This is a genomic window from Aliikangiella maris (genome assembly GCF_040719265.1).
Classification (GTDB): Bacteria; Pseudomonadota; Gammaproteobacteria; order Enterobacterales; family Kangiellaceae; genus Aliikangiella; species Aliikangiella maris.
This window is the reverse complement of sequence record NZ_JBFDAH010000054.1, coordinates 1-5,517: the sequence shown is the minus strand read 5'-3', so window position 1 is coordinate 5,517 and position 5,517 is coordinate 1. Positions and strand designations below refer to the sequence as shown.

The window sequence follows — 5,517 nt, the reverse complement described above, 5'->3', positions numbered from 1 at the left end:
TTGACGGCCTCGGCCGCGATTCATCACATGGTGAAATGCGCCTTTATATTCTATTCGAGTGGGTCTTGGCATGACAATAATATAGCTTAGATTTTATATATTGCAAAATAGGCTTGACCCCTTATTTCTCTTTACAGGGTCGTTGGTTCAGTTCAAGCAGTAGCCGCCGTTTTATTCCACAAGTGTTGACTTCGCACTAAACTACCTTAGTCACGAACTCTCAAGCTTCCGCGCAAATTATTTATGGCTAGCGTTATTGTATCACCCACTCCATCAACACTTGCCTGCAAGTTCTTAAATCCTGTGATAATTGCTTCTCTTGTTCTTCGCTGTTCCCAAATATTAGCAAAGTCACGATGACTTTCACCAAGCTCCCTGAGCTCTTTGAAATCGCTTAATTCTCTACTTACTAGAGGTACCATGTTCATATTTAAAATGCTGCTCGGAAAATTATGTCTAACATTGGTGCCTATATTTCTAATCTCATAATGATATTCATTTTGAACAATCTTTAAACGTTCAATTTTTAACCGATATTCATCAAATGATTTTGTAATTGATTCGATCATATCCCAATATTGACTAAAAAGATTGCGATTGTACTTTTCTTTGGCAATATTCATTTTAGTAACTAATTGATTTCTAATTCCACTACACTGAATACAGTAATCCTTGCTTTGCTTAATTATAGAATTGATTTTTTTAGCTTTTTCTAATGGCCAATTCTCTTGCTTCTTTTTGGCAGTAGCATAATAAGCGTCTCTCCGGTCTAGAGCATCCGTCAAATCTATTAAGCTCGTAATAATCAATATTAAAAGTCCCCATCCAAAAAAGGATAAGTGCCACTCTTTAGTGAATATTGCTAAAATTAGAAATCCAATTGGTATTCCGATTGCACTTTTAATTGCAGTAGTAAAAACATTGCTCCAGATGATGTATTCCCATACTTCATCTTTCTGCACCCTGGATAGAGATGACGTGTCAATTTCGTATTTCATTTTGGTATACCTTAATTGGCAGCTCAATTAAACAACTTGACTATAGAGAAGGATGATAGCTTAGACTATTAAATTTTAAAATAGACAAATGTTTTAAATGCATTTAGCAATAGACCTGTTAACTTGAAAAGCAAGCTCTTCAATATTGAATTGAAAAATTCTCAGTAACATAAAGAAAGCTGTTGAGAATATAAATGGCGTAAGATTTTTCAGAAAACTAGGTTGAAGCCTTAGCTTCAACCTACCTGGGTTAGGCGATCCAAATACGACGCATGTGTCGCTCTGACTCTAGCGAAGTAATAGCTTGGCGGCCATGCAAAATGTATTCGTTAGGGACTCTAACTATTTCACCATTCTGCATCTTGTATACCTTAGGTTTTAAACTGTCGACCCGACCCTTTAGCCATGTGTATGCAGCGCGAGATTTAGCTGGATTGGTCGCGCTAACCAGCACAGGCTTTACCATATCATCATGCCTCCACCGTAATTTAAATTCACCAGTTTTGTCGATTTTTAAGAGTGCTCCAATGTAGGTGCTGACAGGTTCGTTATTATAACTTGGACGCTGAATTTTCCATGTCGTATCAAGCAAGGCATTGATATGCTCCTGAACCGGCTCCTTAAACAAGGCCGCTACTTGCAAAAATATCGAAGCGCCTCCTTCGCAATCGGCTGATACGCACTGCAGTAAAAATTCACGTGGTGGTACATCTTTAAAGCTACCATCGGTATGGTAATCATGGCGGACTGGCTTCATTGCAATGGAAACCGATTGACAGACTTTGTTCACTTTGATATTAGTCACAGGACCGTATGCTGGATGAGCAATTACCTCACCAAGATTTTGCGCGCAAAGTAGTAATTCAGTTTCAGTGAGCGATGTATTAGGACGAAACAGTACAAGTTCGCGGCTAAAATCAATGCAGACTTGCACGAAATCAGCAACTGTTTCAGTAATCAACATGCCACGCTCACGGTAAAACTTTGGAAATTTATTCGTATTCATAAGGTTGCCCTCAATCTAATCGTTGAAAGTGAACAACCGATGCGCATCAGGTAACTTCTCGAGTTACTCAGGCTCCTAGCCTTCTTGTACTCTCATTATCAGGGTATTTAGTAATTGGAGCATTTGCTGAGAAGCCTTTTGCAATGCTTTATAAATCAGATACTTATGGTTTTAATCTGAAAAAAACTATTTGAGGGACCAAAAATGTCAATTTCAGACCACACTATTCTTGCTGATCTCACGCAATATCAAGACTTGTTACATTTTTTGAATTATCTTCAAAAAAACGAACAAATCAGTCATTGCGATTTTTGGCGTCGAATTGCAGAGATTAAGCCAAAAATGCACGATGATGTGGTATGGCAGGATGACAACGAAGGAACATTCGACCGCAAACAACTAAAGCCAGGCAACACTACAGTGTTACCCAATATCATTCGTTGTTGCCTGGCTCAGCTACTAACAACTTTGTCGTTTGATCGTATCGCCTGGCGCAGATTTCAGGTACTGCGCCATATAAACACCCAAGCAGATTTCTATTACCTTTTACAATTCTTGTATAGCGGCCCAGATGTAACCCCATCAGATGTCAGTCAATTCCTTTCTCGGGAAGGCAAGTTTGGAGGTGGAAATGACGGAACTATAAACGATAGCAATTCGGTAAATATCGCTGATGCTCATCGTTACGCCAAGCTTGAAAGATGGGACCCAAAAAGTGATAAAGAGTTACCATCGAAGCTGTACGTAAATATTGAAGAATTACTCCAGGCGATGAAGGTAGATACAGAGAAATTCCTTTCCTACAACAAGATGCACAACCTGCCCGACCGATTACCGTATTTTGTCGGCCGAACTAAGCATCTTGAAACGCTTAATCAAAAATTCCTAAACTACAACACAGGAATAAACTTAGTAGGTAAAAAAGAGAAAGTAGCTGTATCTTTAGGGGCAGTAGGAGGACAAGGAAAAACAGCTTTAAGTTTAGAATACGGCTATCGATATTTTCGTAGTCATTATTCTTGTATCCTATGGTTTGATGCAAGGAGAGGCCTCTTGCAATCACAACTCAGACAGTTTTGTATTGAAAGGTGTAAAATTCCGAGTTTTCCGGCTGATTCGCCAGACTTTAAAGATGTAAAAGAGCAAAACTATTTTTTTGAACAATTAACTAAGAGATTTCAAAAACACTGTCTAATTATCATAGACGATGCTTCTAATGATAATCAAATCAATAAATTTCTACCAAAGAATGGAGTATTTAATATACACTTTCTTATTACCAGTAGAAAAAAGTTATTAGCCAGAAAGGGTGACATAATGGAATTGCCGGTACTTGAGAATGAAGAAGCCGGTGCATTGTTTATTAATAGGTCAAAAATACCAGACATCAAACCGGAAGATAGTAAACTACAAGCGTTCGTTGCTAAAGATGGCAAGTTAGGCGGCCACGCCCTTTCTATCTCTTTGATGGGAGCTTATGCACGACAGCAACAACAATACAATTTAGACGCTCTGATAGAGTTGATTGATAAATACGGCGTAGGACAAACTTCTGAGCACATCGAGCTAGATGACTATGCCCACCAGCTGCACGCGGCTTTTAATCTCAGTTTTGATTGTTTAAAACAAGAATCACAGGATACCTTGTTGCTATTATCTCTTTTCCCCAGAATTGAAATTCTAGGAAGGGTGCTTCGACGTTGCGTTCTAGGAACAAGAAGTCAACTACCTAGGGAGAAGCGTCTTCGAGAATACTTTAAAGATCATCGAAATACTGAGCTAAAAGAGTTAGAAAAATATCACCTAGTTCAATTTTCGGACAAAACTAAGCATTTCTCATTACATGAAGCTATCTACGATTTTGCTAGAGTTAAATTTGGGATTGGGTTGCAAAAGAATGAAGATATGGCTGCTGTTAATAAAGGATTTTTACAATCGTCCATTACCTTTACTGAAAAACTAACAGATGAACATAAGTTGGTTGGGAAAAAGGACTGTTTGGGGTTTGTCATTCAAGATATCAGCTCAGAGTTGAGTGCAGTGACTGGTTTACTAATGCCCAAAATTGATGCAGGGAGAGGAATGACTCCTAACTATGAGCATCTCCTAGAATGCCTTCGATTCTGGTTTCGAAACTACCGATTCCATCAATACATTTACGATACTGAAATACTCGATTTTATCCGTCCCAATATTGAGTCAGTGAAAAAACATTTGGTATCACTAGGGTGCTATGAAGGACTGAATCAGTTTATTCTCGATAAGCTACTAGGCCATGCCTTTTATGCGGACCCTAAAAGACTAGGGAAAAAAGCTGAAAGACTATTTAAACAAGCACTTGAAACATCATTGGAGTTGCATAAGTCATTTCGCAAGCAGAGCGCTCAGCTACAACAGGATTTAGTCTGGTATGATATTTTTCTTATCGATCATATGATTAATGTCGCATCTAAAAGGCGCGGTGATGAACGTGCTGTTATCCCTGTACCAGAAGATCCTGAATATGCTGCTGATATTCGCCGACTGGAATCTTCGCTTCCACCACGATTGTTAGATCTTAGTTCGGCGATCGAACCCGTCGATTATCCCTTGTTGTTACGAGCAGCGCATTATTGGGGGCACAGGGGTAATCAGGATCAATACACCCTGTTAAAACAATTCGTTAACGACAAGACCAATAAAAGGACTGAACAGTTGGTTGAGGCTGCCAAGCGCCATTATAAGTGCGCAGCAAACTACCGTTTAGCAGCTTTGCGTATCCATTTTCCGGAACGATATTTTTATCAAAAAGACTTCAATTTGAAAAATATACCCTACGCCTGCGACTGGATACAAGAACTTGCCGCGCCAGACAAACAAACATCCATGGAGGATTTTACTCATTATTTTCAGGGAATTGGAGACACTGCTCACCAATTGCGAGGGATCCACTTTGTTGAAGCGTTGCACATCGCTATTCAGCTTAAAAGGGGTAACTCTAATATTTCCACGGACACCTTAGAACGCTCGTTAGCCGCCGCAAAAAAGCTATGGGATCATGCTTGTTATAGAAGTACAGCACAACACCAAGTGAGAGCTGAGCAGCCTCTTAAATATGTTTTATGGATGTGCAGTTCCGAAATTCTGCATGACTTAATGTTGCAATGTATTTCAAACTGTTATTTATTGCCCTGGGAACAGGTTAAGAAAAAAATTAAACAAGCCGTTGAAAACATGCAACGAGAACTTAAAATTAGCTATGATTTTGTTGTCGAGGAGCAAGAAAATCAGATTAAGGAAATCTGGGACTCACTAGACTGTGTATATCAGAAATGAAGGCTGTCATTCGTGCAGCGTAAACCCAAAAATTGGCTATGTGTATAAACAACGTGACTACCGCCAGCGAGATATTGTCGGTAAACAGATGATTTGCAGTCAACGTTATGGACGCAGTGGTTGTGGTCGTACTCGTCAGCTCTATTTGCAACAGGTTGTTCCGGGTCGGCATTATTTATTAACGACATTGCTGGCTTT

4 protein-coding genes are annotated in these 5,517 nt (G+C 39.3%); 2 read left to right on the top strand and 2 right to left on the bottom strand.

What is annotated here, in order from left to right:
- Positions 1-206 precede the first annotated feature (206 nt).
- Positions 207-998: a hypothetical protein gene (locus ABVT42_RS21460; RefSeq protein WP_353897982.1), complete on the bottom strand. Its 792-nt coding sequence runs from the start codon at positions 996-998 to the stop codon at positions 207-209.
- Between the two features lie 250 nt (positions 999-1,248).
- A complete protein-coding gene (locus tag ABVT42_RS21455) occupies positions 1,249-2,004 on the bottom strand; it encodes a TauD/TfdA family dioxygenase (protein ID WP_353897981.1) in 756 nt (251 codons plus the stop codon).
- Positions 2,005-2,208: 204 nt separating this feature from the next.
- Between ABVT42_RS21455 and ABVT42_RS21450 the strand changes: the two genes are divergently transcribed.
- Entirely contained in the window at positions 2,209-5,319 is a 3,111-nt protein-coding gene (locus ABVT42_RS21450) for a hypothetical protein (protein WP_353897980.1), read from the top strand.
- A partial coding sequence (locus ABVT42_RS21445) for a hypothetical protein (protein ID WP_367024409.1) occupies positions 5,303-5,517 on the top strand: 215 nt, incomplete at its 3' end. The genes ABVT42_RS21450 and ABVT42_RS21445, both read left to right, overlap by 17 nt.